Source organism: Pseudomonas sp. SDO5215_S409, assembly GCF_054071325.1.
Genome location: NZ_JBSVWN010000003.1, coordinates 147,718 through 169,736 on the forward strand (window position 1 = coordinate 147,718; position 22,019 = coordinate 169,736).

21 protein-coding genes are annotated in these 22,019 nt (G+C 58.2%); 4 read left to right on the forward strand and 17 right to left on the reverse strand.

Going from position 1 to position 22,019, the window contains the following annotated elements; genetic code table 11:
• Nucleotides 1-3: 3 nt before the first annotated feature.
• Genes ACW9H9_RS02560 through ACW9H9_RS02570 form a run of 3 tightly spaced genes read left to right on the forward strand, consistent with a single transcriptional unit; the run spans nucleotide 4 to nucleotide 2,602 of the window.
• Entirely contained in the window at nucleotides 4-1,641 is a 1,638-nt protein-coding gene (locus ACW9H9_RS02560) for an IS481 family transposase (RefSeq protein WP_457341497.1), read from the forward strand.
• Nucleotides 1,631-1,978, forward strand: a complete 348-nt coding sequence (locus ACW9H9_RS02565; protein ID WP_457341440.1) for an ATP-binding cassette domain-containing protein — start codon at nucleotides 1,631-1,633, stop codon at nucleotides 1,976-1,978. Before ACW9H9_RS02560 ends, ACW9H9_RS02565 begins: the two co-directional genes overlap by 11 nt.
• A gap of 33 nt (nucleotides 1,979-2,011) precedes the next feature.
• Nucleotides 2,012-2,602, forward strand: a complete 591-nt coding sequence (locus ACW9H9_RS02570) for a hypothetical protein (protein WP_457341441.1) — start codon at nucleotides 2,012-2,014, stop codon at nucleotides 2,600-2,602.
• A gap of 234 nt (nucleotides 2,603-2,836) precedes the next feature.
• Here the strand turns inward: ACW9H9_RS02570 and ACW9H9_RS02575 are convergent, their stop codons facing one another.
• The 17 genes from ACW9H9_RS02575 to ACW9H9_RS02655 form a co-directional block, all read right to left on the reverse strand.
• Nucleotides 2,837-4,927, reverse strand: coding sequence for a YjbH domain-containing protein (locus ACW9H9_RS02575; RefSeq protein WP_457341498.1), 2,091 nt, complete (start codon nucleotides 4,925-4,927; stop codon nucleotides 2,837-2,839).
• 8 nt (nucleotides 4,928-4,935) lie between these two features.
• Nucleotides 4,936-5,703, reverse strand: a complete 768-nt coding sequence (locus ACW9H9_RS02580) for a capsule biosynthesis GfcC family protein (RefSeq protein ID WP_457341442.1) — start codon at nucleotides 5,701-5,703, stop codon at nucleotides 4,936-4,938.
• On the reverse strand, nucleotides 5,700-6,362 hold the full coding sequence (locus tag ACW9H9_RS02585; protein WP_457341443.1) for a YjbF family lipoprotein: 663 nt from the start codon (nucleotides 6,360-6,362) through the stop codon (nucleotides 5,700-5,702). The genes ACW9H9_RS02580 and ACW9H9_RS02585 overlap by 4 nt, the downstream gene beginning before the upstream one ends.
• 14 nt (nucleotides 6,363-6,376) lie before the next feature.
• The gene (locus ACW9H9_RS02590; RefSeq protein ID WP_457341444.1) at nucleotides 6,377-7,489 is read right to left on the reverse strand and encodes a polysaccharide export protein; all 1,113 of its coding nucleotides are present in this window, start codon (nucleotides 7,487-7,489) and stop codon (nucleotides 6,377-6,379) included.
• Between the two features lie 87 nt (nucleotides 7,490-7,576).
• Nucleotides 7,577-7,831 carry a hypothetical protein gene (locus tag ACW9H9_RS02595; protein WP_457341445.1) on the reverse strand — a complete coding sequence of 85 codons (255 nt, stop codon included), beginning with the start codon at nucleotides 7,829-7,831 and terminating at the stop codon, nucleotides 7,577-7,579.
• Between the two features lie 343 nt (nucleotides 7,832-8,174).
• Nucleotides 8,175-9,518 carry a UDP-glucose dehydrogenase family protein gene (locus tag ACW9H9_RS02600; RefSeq protein ID WP_457341446.1) on the reverse strand — a complete coding sequence of 448 codons (1,344 nt, stop codon included), beginning with the start codon at nucleotides 9,516-9,518 and terminating at the stop codon, nucleotides 8,175-8,177.
• 11 nt (nucleotides 9,519-9,529) lie between these two features.
• Nucleotides 9,530-10,957, reverse strand: coding sequence for a mannose-1-phosphate guanylyltransferase/mannose-6-phosphate isomerase (locus ACW9H9_RS02605; protein ID WP_457341447.1), 1,428 nt, complete (start codon nucleotides 10,955-10,957; stop codon nucleotides 9,530-9,532).
• A gap of 56 nt (nucleotides 10,958-11,013) precedes the next feature.
• Nucleotides 11,014-11,490, reverse strand: a complete 477-nt coding sequence (locus ACW9H9_RS02610; RefSeq protein WP_457341448.1) for a glycosyltransferase — start codon at nucleotides 11,488-11,490, stop codon at nucleotides 11,014-11,016.
• On the reverse strand, nucleotides 11,491-11,946 hold the full coding sequence (locus ACW9H9_RS02615) for a polysaccharide biosynthesis protein (protein ID WP_457341449.1): 456 nt from the start codon (nucleotides 11,944-11,946) through the stop codon (nucleotides 11,491-11,493).
• Nucleotides 11,947-11,981: 35 nt separating this feature from the next.
• Nucleotides 11,982-12,905 carry a glycosyltransferase family 1 protein gene (locus ACW9H9_RS02620; protein WP_457341450.1) on the reverse strand — a complete coding sequence of 308 codons (924 nt, stop codon included), beginning with the start codon at nucleotides 12,903-12,905 and terminating at the stop codon, nucleotides 11,982-11,984.
• A gap of 93 nt (nucleotides 12,906-12,998) precedes the next feature.
• Nucleotides 12,999-13,541 carry an acyltransferase gene (locus tag ACW9H9_RS02625; RefSeq protein WP_457341451.1) on the reverse strand — a complete coding sequence of 181 codons (543 nt, stop codon included), beginning with the start codon at nucleotides 13,539-13,541 and terminating at the stop codon, nucleotides 12,999-13,001.
• Nucleotides 13,538-14,377: a polysaccharide lyase gene (locus ACW9H9_RS02630; protein WP_457341452.1), complete on the reverse strand. Its 840-nt coding sequence runs from the start codon at nucleotides 14,375-14,377 to the stop codon at nucleotides 13,538-13,540. Before ACW9H9_RS02630 ends, ACW9H9_RS02625 begins: the two co-directional genes overlap by 4 nt.
• Before the next feature lie 16 nt (nucleotides 14,378-14,393).
• Nucleotides 14,394-15,545 (reverse strand): polysaccharide pyruvyl transferase family protein, encoded by a 1,152-nt coding sequence (locus ACW9H9_RS02635; RefSeq protein ID WP_457341453.1) that lies wholly within the window; start codon nucleotides 15,543-15,545, stop codon nucleotides 14,394-14,396.
• The gene (locus tag ACW9H9_RS02640) at nucleotides 15,542-17,002 is read right to left on the reverse strand and encodes an oligosaccharide flippase family protein (RefSeq protein ID WP_457341454.1); all 1,461 of its coding nucleotides are present in this window, start codon (nucleotides 17,000-17,002) and stop codon (nucleotides 15,542-15,544) included. Before ACW9H9_RS02640 ends, ACW9H9_RS02635 begins: the two co-directional genes overlap by 4 nt.
• Nucleotides 16,999-18,270 (reverse strand): DUF6369 family protein, encoded by a 1,272-nt coding sequence (locus ACW9H9_RS02645; protein WP_457341455.1) that lies wholly within the window; start codon nucleotides 18,268-18,270, stop codon nucleotides 16,999-17,001. The genes ACW9H9_RS02640 and ACW9H9_RS02645 overlap by 4 nt, the downstream gene beginning before the upstream one ends.
• A 159-nt stretch (nucleotides 18,271-18,429) precedes the next feature.
• Nucleotides 18,430-20,652 (reverse strand): polysaccharide biosynthesis tyrosine autokinase, encoded by a 2,223-nt coding sequence (locus ACW9H9_RS02650; protein ID WP_457341456.1) that lies wholly within the window; start codon nucleotides 20,650-20,652, stop codon nucleotides 18,430-18,432.
• Between the two features lie 44 nt (nucleotides 20,653-20,696).
• The gene (locus ACW9H9_RS02655) at nucleotides 20,697-21,125 is read right to left on the reverse strand and encodes a low molecular weight protein-tyrosine-phosphatase (protein WP_457341499.1); all 429 of its coding nucleotides are present in this window, start codon (nucleotides 21,123-21,125) and stop codon (nucleotides 20,697-20,699) included.
• 307 nt (nucleotides 21,126-21,432) lie between these two features.
• Here ACW9H9_RS02655 and ACW9H9_RS02660 point away from each other — a divergent pair, with 307 nt between their 5' ends.
• Complete coding sequence (locus ACW9H9_RS02660) at nucleotides 21,433-21,957, forward strand: transcription termination/antitermination NusG family protein (protein WP_457341457.1); 525 nt, start codon at nucleotides 21,433-21,435, stop codon at nucleotides 21,955-21,957.
• The last annotated feature ends 62 nt before the right edge of the window (nucleotides 21,958-22,019 follow it).

Below are 22,019 nucleotides of genomic sequence, written 5' to 3' on the forward strand. Positions count from 1 at the left end.
TCCATTCCTGTCGACTCGCTGTTGCAGTTGCGGCAGCGGTTGGATCTTTTTCCACGCAAAAGTCCTGAGCGTGCCAGACAGGTGCAGGCCGTTGCCGAGCTGTACGGCATGTCGTCTACCACGGTCTACCGTGCATTGCATGCCTTCAACAAGCCGCACGCGGTACATCGCGCTGACCACGGCAAACCACGCAAACTCCCAAAAGCCGAGCTAGAGCGCTATTGCGATCTGGTCGCGGCGTTGAAACTGCGCACCACCAACAAGAACAACCGCCACCTCTCTACAGCCAACGCAATCAAGCTGCTGGAGGATTTCGGTGTTGAGACGAAGCAAGGCTTAATAAAGGCCCCCAAGGGGCTGTTGACCAAGCCGACCGTCAATCGTTATTTGGATCGTTGGCACTTGGATCATGCGCACTTGACGCGGGAACCGGCTGCAGTGCGTTTCCAGGCAGAACACAGCAACGATTGCTGGCAGTTCGACATCTCTCCGTCCGATCTCAAACGCATCGACAAGCCAAACTGGATCGACCCCAGTAAGGGCGAGCCTACACTGGCGATCTTCAGTGTGGTCGATGACCGCAGTGGTACTGCTTACCAGGAATACCACTGCATCTACGGCGAGGATGCAGAAACAGCATTGCGTTTTCTGTTCAATGCCATGGCGGTAAAGGCCGACGCGGAGAATCCATTCCAAGGCCGACCAAAGATGATCTACCTCGACAATGGTCCTGTCGCTAAATCTCGCGTGTTCCAGAATGTGATGCAAGCGCTTGCGATTGAATGGCAGACGCACCTGCCTGCCGGCAAGGATGGCACGCGAACAACGGCTCGATCCAAGGGAAAGGTCGAACGTCCGTTTCGTACGGTCAAAGAGGCGCATGAGACTCTGTACCATTTTCACAAGCCGGAAACTGAGCAGCAGGCGAACGAATGGCTGTCGCACTATCTGGTGCATACCTACAATCAGCAAGGTCATCGTTCAGAGTCGCGCACCCGCATGGCGGACTGGCTTGCTATGTTGCCGGACGATGGCCTGCGTGAGATGTGCACCTGGGAGCAGTTTTGTCGCTTTGCTCGCGAGCCGGAACGGCGAAAGGTTGGCATTGATGCGCGTATCACCATCGATGGTACACAGTATGAGCTTGAGCCCGGCATGGCCGGCGACTATGTGATTTTGCTGTGGGGCCTGTTCGACGATGAGTTGTACGCCGAATATGAAGGCGAGCGCTTCGGCCCCTATTATCCGGTAGACGGTCCTATTCCGCTGCGCCGGTATCGGGCATTCAAACGAACCAAGGCAGATGAGCGGGCAGACCGCATCCGTTTGTTGGCCGATCAGCTTGGATTACCGATTGCAGCGCTATCTGGCACCGATGTGCGCTTGTCTGATGCTCCCATGTCTGCGGCGGACATTCCACGTCAGCCGTTCGACCCGCATGCACACGAATACCACTATCCGACAGTGATCGCTGCCAAGTTGGCCATCGCTGACGAATTGGCCAAACCGCTGGCCAAGCTTGTGGATGAAGACAAAGTATTCATCGATCAGGTGCTGGCCGAAACGCTTATGCGCCGTGTCGTTCTGGAGCGCGTGCGCGAATATTTCCGACATAAAAAAGGGGCTCAACATGCGGGCTGAAGTGATGCAGCATTTCGGGTTGACGGTGCCGTTCAAGCAGGCTGGTTACTATGAGACTGAACACCACAAGGATCTGATAAAGGACGTTCGCGGAGCGGTGCAGGAAGGTCGCTTGGTCGCAATTTGTGGGGTGATCGGCAGCGGCAAGACCGTACTGCTACGCCGGTTGACCAAGATGATGCAAGACGACAAAAAAGTGATCGTATCCAAATCTGTCGCCGTGGATAAGCACAACATCAAGCTAGCCACGTTGATCGAGGCTCTTTATTACGACTTGTCGTCGGAAAAGCAGGTACAGATCCCTAAGAAGATCGAGCGCCGCGACCGACAGCTTTAAGAAATGATTTTAAAGGGTAAGAAGCCCATCGTCATGTTCGTCGATGAGGCGCATGACTTGAATGGGCACACCCTCACGGGTTTGAAACGTCTGATGGAACTGGCCGAAGACGTGGATGGACTGCTGTCGGTAGTGCTTGCGGGCCACCCTAAGCTGCGTAATGACCTACGCAAGGACAACATGGAGGAAATCGGTGCCCGTACAGATGTGTTCTCGTTGGACGGCATTACCGGGGCACAACGCGAGTATATCGAGTGGTTATTACGTACCTGCACTGGAGCGGAAGACGCCTGCGAGTCAATTCTGACGGACGACGCCATCGACCTGCTCGCGAGCAAGCTACGGACACCGCTGCAAGTGCAACTGCACCTGACGCTGGCCTTAGAGGCGGGATATCAGACCGGCGAGCGGCCAGTGTCGGTGGATGTTGTTGAGTCGGTACTCTCACGACACATTGATGACTTGGAACCGACGCTGACGCGCAATGGCTACCGTATGAAGGACCTGGTGGAGCAATTCAGCGCCAAGGCGCACGAGTTCAAGGCGCTGTTCAACAACACGCTGGATACCGAGCGGGCGACCGAGCTGCGCGACAAGATGCTCGCTGCCGGTATTCCTCTGTGAGCCTGAACGCCCCTTTATCAGTTGCAGCTAATGTGAGCCCGCCGCAATGAAATGCGAGCCCGCGCCGTGGAATGCAAGCTCATTTGCAATTAATGTGAGCCGGTGGCTTCGGCTGGCTGCAGTTAATGTGAGCCAGAAATGCCTATGAATGCGAGCCCGCGTGTTTTCAAACGCGAGCCGCTACACCTAAGGTGGCTGAAGCAACACCATCACCGGCAAGCCCTTGGCCCTTTCTTACTCGGTGATTTTCTCGAAGTTGTCGTAGAACAGGTCGCTGTCACGCCCATCCGTCATGGTCTGCAACGAATACGCGCGGTTCAGGCGTGCGCCACCGTCACGGGTCAACGGTGCCCAGACCACGTTGGCCCGGCGCATGGTGGAGGTGCTCATCATTTCGTCGAACGGCACCGAGATGTAGATGCCCTTGTCAAACGTACCCTCGCCAAACTCTTCCTTGGACGCCGTGGTCAACGTCACCCAGCCGCCAAACTTAACGCCGTTCTTGAACTGGTGCGACAGGTCGATGGTGGTGCCCCAGTCGCGGGCCAGGTAGCGCCCGACGCTGACCGCAGCCAGCGTGTCAAACGGCAGTTGCGTGTAGCCGGTGACGTGCCCGGTGATGGTCCGGTAGTCGCGCAGGCCAAAGCCCTGGTTGAAGTCACGCTGGCGCACCAGGTTCAGGTCTGCACCCACCGACCAATGTTTGCCCATGGGTCGGTACAGCACTTCGCTGCCCACCCCGGCGTACATCGATTCCAGGTAGCCGCCGTAGACCATGCCAAACAGGTCTTTGTCCAACTGCACCGCGTGGTTGAGCTGGAACGTCGGCATGGTCACATCGGACGTGGTCAAGTACTGACGCAGGTCGGTGCGCACACGCGGCAGCCCGCTGGGTGCGTCGTAGTGGAACTTGTCAAAGTTATTCAGCAGGTTGGCGCTGACCATGCCGCTCCACCAGGTGTTGCGGGTGAAACGGTACTGCGCGTCAGCGTCGGCGGTGAACTGATACAGCAGGCCATCGGGGCCACCGATGTTCTGCTTGTAGCCCAGGCCAAAGCCGTAGTTGAACCGCGTCGGTGTCTGGGTGTAGAGCGTGGTTTCCTGGTGCGCGGTCGCTGCGTTGACCTCGGTGGTGCGGTGCAGGTCGGTCAAGGGTTGATCGTTGTTGACCACGGCGCGGAAGGTGCTGCGCGGCACGCTGGTTTCGTCGATGGGCATACCGTACCGCTGGTTCACCAGGGTGAACCAGTCGATGTCCTGGTTCACGCTGTTATCGAGAATCCGACTGGCACGCCCGACGGCCTTGGCCGAGTAGAAATACCGCGACTGCTCGCCATACACCATCAGCTCCGAGCCACGCTGGGTGATGCTGTTGACCCGATACCCGGCGTTTTGCTGCAGGCGGCTTGAGACATCGGCCCAGTTGACCTGGTCGGCCGGCGTCGACGGCAATTGCGCCGGCAGCGGCTCGGCGATCGGGTCATTGGTCTTGGCCGGTGCCTTGCGGCTGACAAAGTTGGTGTGCAGCGTGATACCGAACATCGCGGTGTTGCCGCGCTCCCACGCCGCGCTCAGGTCGACGCTGTCCCCCAGCTTGTAAACCACGCCGATGTTGATCGGCGAGTCTTGCTTGAGCGGGTTGTTCAGCGGCTCGCTTTTATAGTCGTTGCCCTCGTATTCGAGTTTCAGGCTGAGCGGCGCATAAGGCGTTTGATAGGTCACGCCGCCGAACATCGACGGGCGCCCCCTGAAGTAGGCGTTGGTGTTCACTTCACCGGCACGGGCCACCACCGCGGTACTGGTGGGACGGTCGTCGAACTTTTTGCCGATGACCGACAACGGGTTGCCGAAGTCGCCGCGATTACCCAGGTAACCCCAGGCGATGCCGAGGCTGAAGTCCAGGTCGCCATAACGCTTGCCAGCGACAAAATATTCGCTGGAAAACAGCCCTGTACCGCCGATGTCCCGGGCACCAAAGGCCACCTGCGGCGCCCAGTGGCTTTCTTCCCATAGCCGCGCCTTGAAGTCGATGGCCTTGTCTTTGAAGCTCTGGTCGCCGCTCAACGCCTCGGCGCCGTATTTGCGGTTGCTGATGGCGGTGTAGCGAAACGAGCCCTCCAGCCAGTCGAACGGTTGCAACGAAAAACTGTAGCGCGAGTAAGGGTCGGTACGGTTGGCCGTGGCGCTCAACTCCCCCGCCGGCGCCATGCGCGCCGTGGGTGTTTGCAGCAGGCCCACGCCGCCAAAGTCACTTTGGGTATAGCGCGGTGCGCCGTGTGCCAAGCCGCAGGGCAGGAGCAATACCGCGGCAACGCGTAAATTCAAGGGACGCTTCAAGGGGCCACCTCAGCCAGGGGTTGAGTGGCGAGAAACTCGGCCAGCTGTTGATTGAGTTCGGGGGTGGGTGTGTCAAGGTCATCACTGCGCATCGGCACCAGGATCTTGCTGCCGGGGGCCGCCAGCACACCGTCCTGCCGGTTCCACGGGGCCGCGCCCACGCGCTGTACCCGGCCGTCGGGCTGGATCAGCCACAAATCATCGCGCTCGGCGTCGTCAAGCAGCGTGCATTGGCGCACATAATCGCGCACCTCTTGCAGGGCCCGGTAAGGCAGCTGACACGGCTGCGTGACCGCGCCCAGCACTTCGACGGTGGTCGGTCTTTCGGGGTACAGCAGGCGGTCGCCATCGTCCACCTCGCCGTTGCGCGCAAAGCCGGTTTCTACCGCCACCGGGTCCAGCACAGCCACCTGGCGCCCGGTGACCGGCAAACGCTGCACCTGTTCATACCAGCGCGCACTCCATTGCGCGCGCAGGGGGTTGCCGTCCAGCAAGGCCCCCTGTTGCAGCAGCTTGAGGTCGAACAACACACCGGCCTTCAAGCCTGCCTGTTTGTCCACCAGCGAGCGGTGAAACCAGGCCGCGCCCAGCCAGTAGCTTTCGGCGTTGGGTTGGGCCTGGCGCATCATGTCCAGCAGGCGTGCGCCGGGCTGCAACTCGAAACGGCCCGGGCTGCCCACATCGCCACTCACCTCGACAGCGGCCTGGCCCGCACCCGGGCCCAGCAACAGCAGGCCCAGGCATAAAAAGTTCGAGTACTTCATAGGGCCGCTCCACGATCAGGGCGTACCTGCACGATTTTCAGCGACAGCTGGGGGGTCAAATGCTGCTCGCTGCGCAGGATGAAACCGTCCTGCGGGTCGACCCAATAGCGGTTGGTGGCGCGAAAACTCAAGGCGGGCACCTCCACCTGCTCATCAATGCGCAGCAAGGCGTAATCCTTGTCCAGAATCCGGACGTTTTCGATGCCCCGGGGGCGGAAACGGCTGTTGACCGCAAGGCCGATACGATTGCCGTCATAGAGGTCGATCCAACGGGTGCTGGTGTACCCGTCCGGCACCTGGTGAAGGCCGCGCTTGAACGGCAACTGCGCGTCGAAACGCGTGCCGTCCAGCGCCACCCCCAACCCGACGGTGCGCACCACCAGGCCATCGCGCATCATCACGACTTGCTTGCCGGAGGCCACCCAGAACTGCAGGTGCCCTTCCCGGCGCGCCAGGGCCATGACCCCCTCGCTGGAAGCGGTGGTGACCAGGATCTGGGGATACGGCACCGCATCGACCTGCGCTTGCGTCAGGTTGATGGAAGTGGCGCCCCCGGTGACAGAGGTTTTGAGGGTGTCCAGGGAAGCTCTCATCAGCGGGTTACACCCGCACAACAAGAGCGCCAGCGTCAGACCGGCGCAAGTGGGCAATATTTTCACGACAAGAGAGCGCCTTATCTGCTGTTGACTTCGCTGAGGTCGTTCAAGGATCGGGCACCGATCCCCAAGGCACTGGCCGTTGGTAGCAGTTGGCTGATCAAGCGGTTCCAGCGCGTCACGCCGGCCGGGCCGACATACACGATGTCTTGCGGCTGCAAGTCGAACCGGGTGGCCAGTACCAGGGCCGAAGGCGACTCGGCATCGAGCTGGAACACCTTGGCCGGCTCGGTGTCCAGGTGCTCCGCACCGCGAATCACGTACACCGCGTTGCCGTTGGAGGTGTTCTGGTTCAAGCCCCCCACGGTGCCCAGGGCATCGGTGAGGTTCATCGACTTGCCCTTGAAGCTCAGCGCGCGTGGCTGGTTGACCTCGCCCAGCACATAGATGCGCTTGAGGTCGTTATACGGCAGGTACAAGCGATCGCCGCCCTTGAGGTACACGCCTTGCAGTTGCGAGCCCTGGCGGTTGAGGGTGTCCAGGTCCAGCTTGTACTCGCGCCCGCTGCGCGTGAGGGTCAGGTTTGACAGGTCGGCATTGGTGGGGTCCACCCCGGCCGCGCCAATCGCCTCTACCGCACTCAGTGGGGTGGTGGTAATCGGCTGCTGACCGGCCTTGACCACCGCACCGCTCACCACCACCGTCTGGCTGGCAAAACGCAAGACGCTGACATCCACCTGGGGGCTTTCGACAAATTGCGATAAGCGCTCGGCAATTAATGCGCGCAACTCTTCAATGGTTTTACCGGCGACCGAGATATTCCCGATATAGGGGTAAAACAAGGTGCCGTCCGGGCGCACTAAACGACCGTTGGCATCCAGTTGTTGTTGAGGGCCCGACGGCGCCGTCAACTCGGGATGGTCCCACACGGTAATAAATAACAAGTCATTGGCACCCACGCGATAACCGCCGGGTTGATACGCCAACAACTCGGCCGGTACGGCTTCACGCACCTGCGTGGCGCTGTTCATGGCAATTAATTTGGGGGTGATGGGAATCAACTCCACCCGGGTACTTTCCGGGGAGCCGGCACTGATCATCGGATGGGTATCCATCTGTTGGCCAGGCGAAAACATACAGCCGTGCAAGCCGAGACTTGCCAGCATAACTACAGATAACCTACGGATCATAATGGCACTACGCTAGTCGAGGGCAAGTCAAAATCAAGGTCACCCGGACATGTCCGAGTGACCTTGAACTACACATGTTGCAGGGTACTAGTTAGTGCCCGTCGTACCGCCAGTACCGGTAGTACCGCCCGTTCCGGAAGTTCCTCCATCAGGGCTGCTACCAGAGTTAGACGCGGCCGCCGCAGCGCCGGCAACGGCAGTGCCGGCCGCCACTGTGTCAGCTACCGTTACACCCCCAGCCAGCGGGGCGCTAGACAACAACGGTGCTGTCAGTGCTTCACCTGCGGCCAAGGCCGCAGTACTTACAACAGCCAGCAAGCCGGCTAACAACAACTTTCTCATATCAGACTCCTTCTCGATATTAACCCCTTATTAATGCCTCATAAGGGAGCAGGGATGGAACAGAGATGAAGAGGCAACATAATGGCCTGTCGACATTACTGACCAAGCCTGTTGCCTCTTCCGAATCATCCCACTTGTCGATACTGTAAACCAGCGACCACCGCACTCGTACAGGTGGTGTGTATACCTAGTCTGATTGATTGTTTTTGTAGATTTTCCAGACAATAGGGACATCATTAGCCGCTTTTAAGCGCTCATTGTCCACGGCCACTTGCTCGTCCAACTGACTCAGTGTTAATAATCGTCAGTCTTGTACAACGTTATTACCCAACTACTTTGTATGTTATATAACAGGCCGTACCGATAAGCCGCGACCAATACCGTAATAATCAAAGCCACTGGCACTCATGCGCGCCGGGTCGAAGATATTACGGCCATCAAAGATCACCGGTGTTTTCAGTTTGTCTTTGATCAGTTCAAGGTCCGGGGCTTTGAACTCGCGCCATTCGGTCACAATCACCAAGGCATCAGCGCCTTGAAGCGCCGCTTCTTTGGTGCCCATCAACAGCAAGTCTTCGTTCATGCCATAAATGCGCTGCGTCTCGCCCATGGCCTCGGGGTCAAAGGCCTGTACCCGCGCCCCGACACTGCGCAATTGTTCAATCAGCACGCGGCTGGATGCTTCACGCATGTCATCGGTATTGGGTTTGAACGCCAACCCCCAGATCGCAAACGTCTTGCCTTCCAACTGCCCGTCGAAGTGGTGCTGGATGTGCCCGAACAAATGCTCTTTCTGGCGCTTGTTGACCTCTTCCACCGCCGCCAACAGCGAGGCTTTGTAGCCAATCGAGCCGGCCATGCGCTCCAGTGCCTGGATATCTTTGGGGAAGCACGAACCGCCGTAACCGCAGCCGGGGTAAATGAAGTCGTAGCCGATCCGCGGGTCGGAACCAATACCTTTGCGCACCGCTTCGATATCGGCGCCCAGGCGTTCGGCGAAGTTGGCCATCTCATTCATGAACGAGATCTTCGTGGCCAGCAGGCAGTTGGCCGCGTACTTGGTCAGCTCCGAACTCCGGATGTCCATGGTGATGATTTTTTCGTGGTTGCGGTTGAACGGCTCATAGAGCTCGCGCATGCGCTCCACGGCATACGCGCTGTCGCTGCCGATAATGATCCGGTCGGGGCGCGTGCAGTCGGCCACTGCCGAACCTTCCTTGAGAAACTCGGGGTTGGAGATCACGTGGAACGCCACCTCCAGGTCCCGGGAGGCCAGGACATCGTTCACCGTCGCCCGAACTTTGTCGGCGGTGCCCACCGGCACGGTGGACTTGTTAACGATGATCTTGCTCTGCGTCATGTGCCGGGCAATGGTGGAGGCCACCGCCAGCACATACTTGATATCGGCGCTGCCGTTTTCATCCGGCGGCGTACCCACGGCAATAAACTGGACTTCACCGTGCTGCACACCTTGCGCTGCGTCGGTAGTGAAACGCAGGCGCCCGGCTTCGTAGCACTTCTCTACCAGGGCACTCAGCCCGGGTTCATAGATCGGGATAATGCCTTTTTTCAAGTTCTCGACTTTAGTCGCGTCCACATCGACGCAACACACATCATGACCCGCATCCGCAAGTACAGCCGCCTGTACCAGGCCCACATAGCCAATTCCAAAAACAGTAACATTCATCTTCATACTCCTTAAACGGCGGCGAGGCGGCCATAACGGTCTTCAAAACGGATAATGTCGTCTTCACCCAGGTAGGAACCTGATTGAACTTCGATCAACTCAAGCGGGATTCTTCCGGGGTTCTCGAGGGCGTGCACAACCCCCACCGGAATAAACGTGGACTGGTTTTCGGTGAGCAGCACTTGCTTGTCGCCGATTTGCACATTGGCCGTGCCCGACACCACGATCCAGTGTTCGGCGCGGTGATGGTGAAGTTGCACAGAAAGCTTGTGCCCGGGCTTCACGGTGATGCGCTTGACCTGGTAGCGATCCCCGTGGTCCACCGAGTCGTACTTGCCCCATGGCCGGTAGACCTCGCGGTGGCTGACGCCCTCGCTGCGCGCTTGGCGGGTGAGCTCGGACACGACTTTCTTGACGTCCTGCGCGTGGTGTTTGTCGGCGACCAAAATCGCGTCGGCGGTTTCGACCACCACCACATCGCTCAGCCCGATAACGCTCACCAGGCGATGGCTGGCGTGCACATAACTGTTGCTGACGTCGTGCAGCAACACGTCGCCTTGGGAGCAGTTGTCACGCGCGTCCTTGGCACCGGCTTCCCACACCGAGTCCCAGGCACCCAGGTCGCTCCACGGTGAGTCGAGGGCCACCACGGAGGCGATGTGTGTTTTTTCCATCACGGCATAGTCGATCGACACATCGGGCGCGTTGGCGAACGCCACCTTGTTGAGCCGGGTGAAGTCCTGGTCATGCGAGGCATTGGTGAGCGACAGCTCGGCGGCCACGATGATCTCGGGGCTCAAGCGCTCAAGCTCAGCCTTCATCACCGAGGCGCGGAACATGAACATGCCGCTGTTCCAGAAATAGTTGCCCTGGGCCAGGTAGCTTTGCGCCGTGGCCAGGTCCGGTTTTTCCACAAAGGCCTCGACGTGCCCGGCGCTGGCGCCCGCCTCTATCTGGGTGCGGATATAGCCGTAGCCGGTTTCAGGCTTGGTCGGTACGACGCCAAAGGTGACGATTTTGCCGTTGTCGACTTCCACCCTGGCCACCGCCAGGGCGTCCCTGAATGCCGCGACATCTGCGATCACATGGTCGGCCGCCAACACCAGGAGGATCGGATCTTCGCCCTCTTCGAGCGCCGCCAAGGTCGCCGCGGCAATGGCCGGGGCGGTGTTGCGCGCCGTCGGCTCCAGGATGATTTTTTGCGGGGTCACTCCCAGGGCGCGGCTTTGTTCGGCCACCAGAAAACGGTGTTCCTCATTGCACACAATAATCGGCGGGCGAAGGCTTTGTTGTTCGCTGGACAAGCCGTTCAAGCGCTCAAGTGTGGCTTGAAACAAACTTGAATCGCCGTGCAGGGCAATAAACTGTTTAGGCTTTAATGCTCTTGAAAGCGGCCACAGGCGCGAGCCTGAGCCGCCAGACAAAATAACTGGAATCATGGCGATTACTCGATAATGAAAGTGGATTAACGGGCGTTAATTAAAACCGTCAGGGGTCAAGCGGCGAATGCTTTTACAAAATGGATCAAGCGATCCCGTTCACTAAAGTCCAGAAGACTGTCGGCCGTGCTGTAATGCAACGCCGACTCGATGGCCGAAAAGAAGCCCTCTTTGTCATGCGCAATAAACACCGACGGGAACGTCGAAAAGTTCTCGACAGTGTCAAACTGATGGTTATTGATGTGTTCGCCGCGGCGACTGTCGCGCGGCACAATCACGATGGGTTTTCCCAGTTCCAGCGAACGGATGATATTGCCCATGCCCGCATGGGACACCACCACCGTGGAGTTATTGAAGTTCTGCGAAAACATCGGCTCGGCAATGGTCTTGTAAGCGTCGATGCGGCCCAGGTCCTTGTCGTTATTGCCCACTTGGGCCACCACAGGCACTTGCGGGTGGGCATGGCTCCACTCACTCAAATAACCGAGCATTCTTTCAAACGGTGCTTGAGTACCTACACTGCAAAAGATCATTTAGACAATCCTCCCTTTATATTGAGCCCGCGTGCTTTTGGACAGCGTCGGCCATTGCGTGAGCAATTCATCAACAAAGTAAGAAGCGATCTTGCCGGACAGCGAGAGCTTTTTAGGGTTTGCGATACTGTCAATCCACAAGGTCTTTTTACCCATGACCTTGGCCGCGATCAGCCCCAACAAGCCGGGGGCGGCCCCCGTGGAGATCACGCACTTCGCACGGCTGCGGTAAACAATGCTGAAGATCGCAAAAAATCCCGTGACGATCTTCATCGGTTCACTGCGATTGAAGTCGGGTACTTGCACAAAGTCGTGGTCGGCAAACTGCGAACGTGCGCTGGTGTCTACCGTTGCAATGGCCACTTTTTGCCCCTCAAACGCCGGCAACAGTTTGCTCATCTGAACCCAGTGCCCGCCCCCAGAACAAATCAGTAAAACATCACAGGTTTGACGCATGACGGTTCCCTTCCTGCCAGAATTAATAAGCTTCATCAGATAACAACAGCCGCCTTCAACAACTCGGCTTGCCCTTCCCAGCGGCGGATACGCTTGGTTTTCAGCAAGGCCGACCGTTCCTCGTAAAGTGCTTGGTTGTCGATCAGTTGCAACACCCCGGCCTTGATGGACAACGGGTCCAATGTGTCGACAAACACGGCCGCATCGGCAAACAACGAGCGCAACACGGTTGTGTTGGAAAGGGCCATCGGCCGCCCCGCACTCACCGCTTCGTTGGCCACGCTCAGCTGGACGTTGTCGCGCGTGGTCAGGCCCAGCACGACGTTGGCATTGCACAGCAACTGCTCAAACGCCTGCTTGCTCAAAAACCCGGTCAACTTGATGTTGGCGGGTAATGACGCCCTCAGGGCCTCGGACAACTTGCCTTCATATTTGCCGGTGATGAAAAAATCGATGTGGGGTGTTTCCCGCGCCGCCTGGATCACGATTTCGATCGGCTCATCAATATCGAACGAACACGGAAACAACACATAAGGCGTCGGGTGCCCGGTGACAGGCGGCACATTAAAGTCGCACGGCAAGTCTTCCAGGATAAACACATTGCGGGCGTGCACCCCGGCGCCGGTCAACTCTTCTTTGACTTTAAAGTTGTGCACCACCACCGCGTCGATTTTATTCAATAACGCCACGGTGCCCGGGAAGCCTATCCATTGTTTGCGCAAAAGACTGTTGTGCGCGTCGGCAATAATTTTGAGGCGACGGTTGAACACAAACTTATACGCCAGTGCAATGTGCAACACCGGGCTCGGTGGCAACTGCACCCACAACACTTCGGGCGAACCGACCAACAGGGTTTTCAGGGTCTTGAACGACTTGATCAAGTAGTCCAGCGGGCGCGCGACTTTTTTCTTGAACCGATTGGGCAAGTGCAAAATGTCATAGGCCCAATATTGCTTCATGGTATCGGCCCGTCGCTGATAGCCAATCCATGCGATCATTAATGATTTCACTTCAACACCCTGCATAAAAGAAAGTGAGGCACGTTACGTGCGTTACACGGCATACCAAATCGGAAAGTCGGCGGTGTACTCAATCGTCTTGTTTCGAAAACGGATATGTTTGGCAGGGTTGCCCCCTACAATCGAATACGCCTCGACATTCCGTGTCACGACACTGCCGGGATACACCACGGCCCCGGTGCCCAAGGTGACGCCCGGCATAATCATGACGTTGGGAAAGATCCACGCGTTGTCACCAATCACAACGGGCTTGCCCACCAGGCAACTCAAGGGGTCATCAATATCGTGGCCCAAGGTATAAATCCGGGTGTTGTGGGAAATATTGACGTTGTCGCCAATCTGGATTCCCGCCCGGTTATCCAAGTAACACTGGTAATTGATGGTGCAGTGTTGACCGATTGAAAGTTGGCCAAATGAAAAAAACGTGACGTTGCGGTGCACCGTGGTGTTAGCCCCGACGCGGCTGCCCGTCATTCTTAACAATGCACGTCGCACATTAAAAAACATCACCAGGCTCAGCAGCGTATTGAACAACGCCAGTGCGGCCTTCTTGAGATTGAGCTTCACGTTTTTCATCGGGCCACCTGCGCCAGGCCAGCGGTGTCAGGCAGACGCTCAGCGCTCATCACCAGGTTCCTGAACTGAATGTGGGTGTTGACGGGGGTGGCGAACGACGCGTTGTTTCCCCCGAAGAACGTGGAAAACAGCAACCCGTCGATCTTGAGGTCGGGCGTGTCCCTGAAGATCAGTCCGGCTTGCGAATACACCGGTTGTTTGTCGTACCAGATGGAAATCGCCCCATCGGCCTGACCCGGCGTATTCAACTGCACCCGTTGCTCCAGGCGGTGCCACTGCCCCACATTGAACGTCCAGGTGCCCAGGCCCAGCGCGGTGCCCCAGGTGTCACTGGTGGGCAGGTACGCATACACCGCGCCCGCGCCGTTTTCCTTCCAGATATACCGGGTGGAAAAACCATCGTGGCCGTTGGGGATCCGCCCGCCAGTGTTGCCGGTACCACCGTAAAGGCCCGGCAGTTTCCCGCCCTTCACGAAGTCAAAGTTGGTGTCGAACTTCAAGTCGTAGCTGAGCACCAGGCAGTCCCGGCCCGGGGCCGGGAGCGCTGACTTGAACTCAATGCCGCCGTAGGGCAACCCCAACCGCACCATGGAGCCCGGATCGTAGGAGCCCGCCGGAAAATGCACGGTCACGTCACGCACTTCCAGGCTGGCCACATTGTTGATCAGGTTAACCAGGCCTTTTATAGCGTCCGGCGCCGTGGCTGCCGGGTCGGGCAGTAACGGGTAAACATTGTCCATCGGTTGGTCGCAGCGGTCGGTGACCTCTGACGCACCACTGATGGCCGCCTGCAGAGAGAACGCTAAAACCAGTAGCGTCGCGCCTGTTTTTTTCACGTGTGTGTCCCCGGCTCTATTTCTTGTCGACCCATTGCAAAAAGTCATCGACCGCTTTTTGTGCAAGGGCCGAGCGCTGCGCGATTTCCTGCTGGAGGTAGTCGGCCATTTGCGCCTTGGTCTTTCTGAATTCGCCGATGGTCGAAATCATCACTTCAGGGTCGGGGGTGCTGATCAACGTGGTGCCGCGCGGCAGCATTTCATGCACTTTTTTCAGCTTGTTTTCGATTTCGATCGCGATGGTCGGATACCCCAGCGAAGCCGGCAGCAACACGCCGTGGGCACGGGCGCTGATGATCACGTCGGACTCGACGATCAACTTGGCCATGAACGTTTCCGGCGTATCGAGTGCGGCGTCCCAGCACAGCCACTCAAAGGTGTTGTACTTGTCGATCAGGTGCTGGTCGCGCTCTTTGTAAAGCGACACCAGGCGCACCCGCTCGCCGCGTTTGGCGAGGGCATCGGCGGCCTGGACCATGGCCTTGATGAACTGCTGGCCTTTGGCGTCATGCGGCCAGTCGCGCAGGATAAACGACAGGTATTTGCCTTTCTCCAGGTGGGCGGCGTTCAGCTCCTTGCTGGAGATCCACAAATCGGACAGCAGCGACGGGTCCGTGTACACCTCCACGTCCGACTTGCCGAAGGTCTTGCAGTGCTGTTGGCTGGTGCCATCGCGTACCGAAATGTAGTCGCACCGGTTGATCACACTGACCGCCCGCGCCAACTGCTTGCCGCCGCCGTCAAAGGGCCCCAGGCCAATGCAGAACGCCGCCAGGCGCTGGTGGAAGTAGATCTTGTCGACGCCACCGCGCAGGCCCACATACAAGCGCAACAGAGTGGACTTGAGGTCGGTTTGCGCGCGGATGCTCTTACGGATCCTTGCCAGTTTGGACGGCGCGGGCGTGGCCTTGTTGACCGGCGGGATAAACGAGAAGAACTGCCCCCCTCCCCCCAATACCACCAGGTCGGCCTTTACCGGCTCCTTGATGTGCAACCATTTGATATGACGGTTGAAGTTCTTGGCGATCTGCGGGTGATCCACCCCGACCGCGATATCGGATTCCTTGAAGCGTTTTTTAAGAATATTGATGACACACACCATCAAGATGTCATCACCCAAATTGCCCGGACCGTAAGCACCCCGGATATAAACTTTACTGACATTCATGCTGGGCTTCCATTTTCCACGGGGTCGTTAAATGCGGTATTCAAGGCAACGGTGGTTGCCAGAATGTAGATAAAGATCATCGCCATGATCGCCAACCGATACAGGGCACTTTCAACATGCGCACTGGCGATGAAACTGACAAAGGGCAAGGCCCACAGGGTCAAGAGTTTCGGAGAAATCAGTAACTCCAGCGGCAGGATCTTTTTGTAGATGAAGTACGGCAGCCCCAGCAAAAAGTGGATGAACTGCGAACCGATGAACGCCTTGGCAATCCCGATGGCGCCCTCGTCCCTTAACCAGATCGCGCCCGAAATAAAGAACACGCCCCACAGCACATTGCTCATGACGCTGTACCAGGCCAGGTCCATCACGATCATCTTTCTGGAAATGCCGGACTTATAAGCGCTGAGCAGCGACCCCAAAATGACCAGGGTTAAGGTCACTTCAAAATCCCGGCCGAGAAAACTCTTGCCGTAGAGCATGGCCAGCAGTTCGGGAAACAGGATCACGGGCTGGATCACCATCAACACCACCAGCCAGCCGGACAAGAAGTTCAACGCTTCGAGTTTTCGACTATTGCCCTCGCGCGTGGCCGCCAGCATCGGCACCAGTACCGAACCCAACACCACCGACACGTGCGAGAAGATCGCATTCCACTGCATGGCGGCGGCATACATGCCCAGCGCCGCCAAGCCGTTGGTGGTTTGCGCCAGCAACTTGTTGGCGAACCAATTCATGGGCGCCACCATCAGCCCGGTCAACAGCACCGGCAGGCCCACCGACAGCACCGCGTGTTTTTCGGTCAGGGCCTGTTTGAAGTTCAGCCTGATGTGCTTGGCCTTCAGGGTGTTGCGGCAGGCCAGCGCGCTGAACAACACGATCAGCAATTGCGAGCCCGCCAACCCCAACAAGGCACCGTTGAGCTGGAACGCCGTGGTCAGGACATACGTGACCGGGATCGCCACAATCGCAATAGAGCCGTTGATGGTCGCAATGGACCGGTACTGCCCCCAGCCGGTCAGGCAGCCTTGGGTCCACCCCCCCAGAATGATGAAAGTGATGGTGCTCAACACAATCAGCGAGACACTCTTGAGGCTGTCTGCCCCCAGGATGAAGTTGGAGAAAAACCCCGGGAAGCCCAGCGCGACCGCAATGATCATCACGCTGAACCCCACCGAGAAGATCAGTGTCAGCGCTACCCCGTTGCCGGTCTTTTCGGCGGACGTCTCCTTGAACTGCCCGATATGCTTGGCCGTTGCGGTGGTGCTGGCCTGGGCGGCGACGTTGGCGAGCATCACGATCGCACTCTGGATCAGCCCATATTCGCCAAACGAGTGCGCGCCCAGTATCCGGGCCACCAAAATACCGGTGATCACCACCGAGACTTTGGTGGCCACGGCCGAGATGAAACTCCACGCCGTACTGGACACGAATTTTTTCAACAGTGCGTTGTTCATCCGACATTCACCTGCAAGGACGTGGCTATCTGCGGCGCAGACGAAACACTGAGTTTTTTACGTTGCCGGGCCCGCTGTTCCCCACACACCCGTAAAACGATGGCGCCATACGCGATGCCGATGGCGTACGGCTGATACGGCGTGGCCGACACCACAAACATCACCGCCAGAAACACCGCGATCGACACCGCCACGCGGCTTCTCAAGTCATGGGTAATGGACATGATGAAAATCAGCAGCAAGTACAGCCCCACCAGCCCGTACTTCACGAAGTAGGTCAAATAGGCACTGTCGATGTTCGAGTTGCGGTCATCCAGGCCACGGTAATCAAACCAGGGAATTTCAAACGAAGTGCCCGCCCCCAGTCCCACGAAGTAATTCAGCGGGTTCATGGTCCTGATCAATTCCAATGCCGGGCTGAAACGACTGCCCAACTGGCCGGCCAGGCCGTCCGAAGACAAACCGTCATTGATACGGTCGGCCCCGATCATGCTACTGACCCCGATAAAGGCCATTAACACCACCGCCCCCAACAGGGCGATGCCGATCATTCGCGCAGGTTTGGTGTATTGATGCACCAGGATCCCGGCAAACACCGCCACGAAAATGAACCGCGAGTTGGCGATGAACAAACAGATGAAGGACGTGGCCAGACAGATCTTTGCCAACTTGCGGTGCCCGTCAAACAGGCGCGGGTCGATAAAGTAATAAATCAGGTAAGCGACGGCCGCATAGGTCCCGCCGTCCAGGTAGCGGTAGGCGTTTTCTTCATAGTAAACGTCCTGAAACTTGTACAAGCCCAGACGCAGCCAGGCGATGTCCGGCACGTTGAAGGCGGTCATCAAGATCAGCAGTTTTAGCACCGTCTTGAGGGTCAGGGTTCTCGCCGCCAGGGTGGCGATGTTCGAGAGCACCACAAACGACAGCATCATGATGAAAGGCCGCAAATCCTTTAACAGGTACTTGTTGGCCGACTCGAACAGGCCGCACGCCAGCAACACCACATACAACCCGCACCCGAACAACAGCCCGCCCGGTACGGTGAGTTGCTTTCGGCTCGCCACGGTCTGGCGAATCAACAACGCGCCCAACCCGCCCACGATGTAAAAGTCAAAAAAGTAGAGCCCCTTCAGCGAGATGATCTCGCTGTAAGAGTTCCCGGTCGGAATAACCGCCAGCATCACGCCAAACACCACAAGCGAATGCTTGGGGTTTTTGACGGCCAGCAGACCCGCCGCCAGGGCAATGAGCGATAACAGGTAGAACATGGTTGGGTATTCTTTATGCCGAGGTTGTCAATTGACACGCTACCGCCCCAGGATTGTTCGTTCAGTTCCTGAAAACGTAACGGTTGTGGCCTGCGGTGGTTCATGACGTTCAGAAGGTCGGGGCGTAACAGCTCGCCCCGTTACCCGGTCATGACGACATCAACTGCGCTTGGCCTGATAGTCGTACTGGTAATACCCGTAATCGCCGTAGCCATATTTGACGGACGCTTTCTTTTCCACGCCGTTGAAAATCGCGCCCCTCAGTACAATCCCGTTCTGGGCAAACCGGCGCATGGTGTGTTCGATCTCTTTGGCCGGGTTCAGGCCAAAGCGCGTCACGATCAGGTTGGTGCCCGACTGGCGCCCCACAATCGCGGCGTCTGTCACTGCCAACAGCGGCGGCGTGTCCAGAATCACCAGGTCGTAGCGGTCGCTGACCTGGGCCAGCAGCTCGGTGAGGTTGCGGTGCATCAGCAATTCGGACGGGTTGGGCGGTATCTGCCCACGGCTGATGAGGTCGAGGTTTTCGATGCTGGTCTTTTTGATCGCCGCATCGAGCGTGCACTGGTTGACCAGGATGTCGGACAGCCCGACTTTGGCAGGCACGCCCAGCACTTTGTGTAGGTAGCCGCGGCGCATGTCCACGTCGATCAACAGCACCCGCTGCCCGGTTTGCGCGATGACGGCGGCCAGGTTGGCCGACACGAAGGTCTTGCCCACCTCGGGGCTCGGGCCCGAGATCATCACGCGGTTATTCGTCGACTCCAGCATGGCGAAGTGCAAGCTGGTGCGCAGGCTGCGCAAGGCTTCCACGGCCAGGTCAGTGGGGTGACTGGTGGCCAGCAACAACGAACTGGCAGCGGAACGCCCGCGGGAAACCTTGCCCTCTTGGGTTTCTTGCAAAACGCTGTAAGGAATCGACGCGTACACCGGCAAGCCAAGCTGCTCGATAGCCTCCGGGCTTTCCAGGCCACGGTTCAACGCCTTGCGCATCAGCACCAGGGCCACGGCCAAAAAGCCGCCAAACAGGGTGGCGATCAACACGATCAGGATCTTTTTCGGCTTGACCGGCTTGAGGTAGTTGACGTCTGCCGTGTCGATCAGGCGAACGTTGCCCACGGTGCCCGCGCGCATCACATCCAGCTCTTGGGACTTGTTGAGCAACTGGGTGTAAATGGCCGTCCCCACTTCCACGTCCCGGGTCAGGCTCAACAGTTCCTGCTGGGTCGACGGCAGGCTTTCGACCCGGCTCGCCAGGCCTTTTTGCTTGCTGGTCAGCTCACCGATCTGGGTCAGCAAGGCGCGATACGCCGGGTGCTGGGGGGTGAACTTGCGGTCCATTTCCGCTTGCTGCAACTTGAGCTCGGAGATGCTGGTATCGAGCCCCACGATCTGGTCGAGGATGGCTTTGGTTTCCAGCGTGATGTCCACCGACTTGCTGCGGGTCTGGTAGTCGTTCAAGGCCTTGCCGGCTTTTTCCAGGTCCTTTTTGACGCTGGGCAGTTGGTCCTTGAGAAACGCCAGGCTTTGCGCGGCTTCTGCCGACGTGCGCTCGACGTTCTGGCGCACATAAAGGGAGGCGATTTCATTGAGAATCTTGATCGACTGATCCGGGTCGGTGCTTTCCAGCGCGAGGCCGATCATGCCCGAATCTTTTCCGCGCTCGGCCACGTCCAGGTCGTCCTGGTAGTCCAGGATGCTGTTCAGGCGGGGGTTGCGAATCACCCGAAAGCGCGTGCCCGGGTTGGCGTGCAGCTCCTGGATTTGAATCGTCACGCCATTTTGTTCGACCAACTGCCCTGCCTGGCCGGACGCCAGCAGGTTGTCGTCTTCGTCCACCAGGGTGAACTGGCCGTTTTCAACGGCGGTCAGGGTCAGCTTCTTGGCCAGTTGCCCGTCGGGCACTTCCAGCTTGAACAGCTTGAGCGACTCACCGCCCCAGGCAAAACTGTTGAACCCCATCAACGAGGAAGCAAGTTCACCCGGGTTGGTCTTCTGGAACCTGCGCGCGAGAAACTCGCCAAACACCGGGAAGTACATGGGCTGTACGACGATGTAGAGCTTGAGGTTATCGACGGTCTGGCCGATCACCGAGCGCGACTGGATCAGCTCGATCTCGGTGGCCGACGGCGACTCCTTGCCCAGCATGCTGCCGATATCGGAGAAGCCCAGCAGGTCATTCTTTTTCGCCTCGACCTGCAACAGCGCGTTGGCCTGGTAGACCGGGGTCGCCAGCACCGCGTACGCGACGCCCGTTACCATGAATGCGCCGGTGACCATGGCGATCAGCCATTTATGGTCGATGAGTGTTCCAAACAAACCGAGAAGATCAATCTCGTCGTTGTCGTCTTCGCGTACGGTGACTGCTGGCGCTTGCTGCATAGGTCGTATTCTTAGCCTTTAATTCGATTCAAAAGTCATGGCGATCAGCGTGCGAGACGCTGCGCCCATGCGTTTACGGCTTCTTCAATCAACGCATAAGCGTGCAAAAAAGCGGCGCGCCCCTGACGGTAGGGGTCGCTGATTTCCCGGTTGCCCTGCCATTTCCCCAGCATCAACACCTTGCCTCTGGCCTGGGGCGCAATATTCAGCACGGCGCCGACATGTTGTTGCTCCATCACCAGAATCAGATCGGCCTCACTGATGGCCTGCGGTTCAAGCTGAACGGCCGCGTGTTCGTGAGGCAAACGGCCGTGGGCCTCCAACACTGCCCGTGCGGTTGCCTCGATCGGCTTGCCGACCATGGCCGCGATGCCGGCGGAACTGACCTGGATAGCGGAGTTGGCCAACGCCCCCCGCAACAGATTCTCTGCGGTGGGGCTACGGCAAATATTGCCCACGCATACAATCAACACTCTATTAAGCAACGTAATCTTCCTGAGGCGATGACAAGGCACTTAGCAACATCAGAGTGTCGACCCTGACCCACGCCAGGTCATCGACAACCCTGAACGCACTTACTTCATGGCGATATTAAGTACCATGGCCCCTCACTATTCCCCACGATTATCTACGGACAAAAAATAACACCAGCATATGGCCACTACTTAATTAACACTCGCGCACACTAACCTCGACGTTTTATAACAAGCCGCCCTATTCAACCGCCGATACTTTTACAGTAAGCCATCTATCTCGGTTTGTTCAGCGGGAGCCCCTCGCATGCGCGCACCTGATGCCTGGTACCTCATCCAATGCAAGTCCCGGCAAGATGAACGCGCCCAGGCGCATCTGCAGCGCCAGGGCTACACCTGTTTTCGCGCCACCTGCACCCGCCAGCACCTGTTCAAGGGCCGCCTGCAGACCACCTGCGAATCGCTGTTTCCAGGCTATCTGTTTATTCAAATGAGCCCGCAGGCCAGCTGGAGCCCGCTGCGCTCCACACGCGGCGTGCTGCGGGTCGTGACCTTTGGCGCCTACCCGCTGCCGGTCAGCGACGCACTGGTGCAGGCGCTTCGGGCACGTGATCATCAGGCGCTGTTGGCCCCCCTGTTCACGCCCGGTGAGCTGCTGCGCATCGACGAGGGCCCGCTGGCGGGCCGTGACGCCACGTTCCTGGCCCTGGACGGTGACGCGCGTGTGGTGGTGCTCATGCGTTTCTTGCACCGGGAACAGCCCATCAGCCTGTCGCTGGCCGATGTCAGTGCACGGGCGCGCCCCACATTAATAGAGCGACCGGGCAACTAAAGCGGCCCAAAATAACAGTCACTTTATTGTCCGACTAAAAATAACATTCCCTTACTTTTCCC